This is a genomic window from Paenibacillus sp. MDMC362, from assembly GCF_003269305.1.
In the GTDB taxonomy this organism is placed as follows: Bacteria; Bacillota; Bacilli; order Paenibacillales; family Paenibacillaceae; genus Paenibacillus_AQ.
Map to the genome: position 1 here is coordinate 1 of NZ_QLYT01000109.1, position 756 is coordinate 756.

Annotated in this window: 1 protein-coding gene; it reads right to left on the bottom strand. The window is 46.4% G+C overall.

Annotated elements, in window-relative coordinates:
- Positions 1-756 (bottom strand): AMP-binding protein (locus tag DP091_RS31020; RefSeq protein ID WP_146747038.1); only part of this gene is annotated, 756 nt, incomplete at both ends.

A 756-nucleotide genomic window follows, 5' to 3' on the forward strand; every position in this document is an offset into this window, starting at 1 on the left:
CTCCGTCTCCTGCGATGCATAGCTCACCAGGAATGCCTACACCACATAACTCCATCTCATTCAGTATATAGAGCTGCATATTGGCAATGGGACGCCCGATTCCTACACTTAAACCCTTATCTTTTTCGCTGGAATAGATATAGTCACAGCATCCTACGGTAGTCTCTGTAGGGCCATATTCGTTATGAATCTTGACGCTGTCTCCTAACAGCTTCTGCGTTTTCCACGCCGTATCTGTGGTGAACTCTTCTCCACCGACAATCAGCGCTTCTAAATTCGGTACATCTACGCCGTCTGCATAGGTTTCCAGCATTTTTAAATGGGAAGGGGTAAGTTTAAGGAAGGTTACCCTGTCATCTTTGAATGCTGCACGCAGCCTTTCCTCCGCGTCTCCTCCCTTTAATAGAAGAGATCCACCACTAATCAGCGGTAAGAACAAGGACGTTACGGAGAGGTCGAAACTTAAGCTTGTAATTAATACCGTCGTACAAGCTCCCTTCTGGTACTCTTTATCTGCATATGACAAGTAATGATCCAAATTGCCTCGTGTCACCGCCACGCCTTTGGGCTTCCCTGTCGTTCCTGATGTGTAAATCACATAGGCGATGTCGTCCTTTTCAACTGCACACGCTGGATTTGTCTCCTTCTCACCCAGGTCTTCAAGATTCATAGAGATGAATGGGACTTCCGTTTCCAGCTTCTTCTCTCTTGTTAATATGACTTTGGGTGCTGCATCGTTCAGGATATGCTCGATTC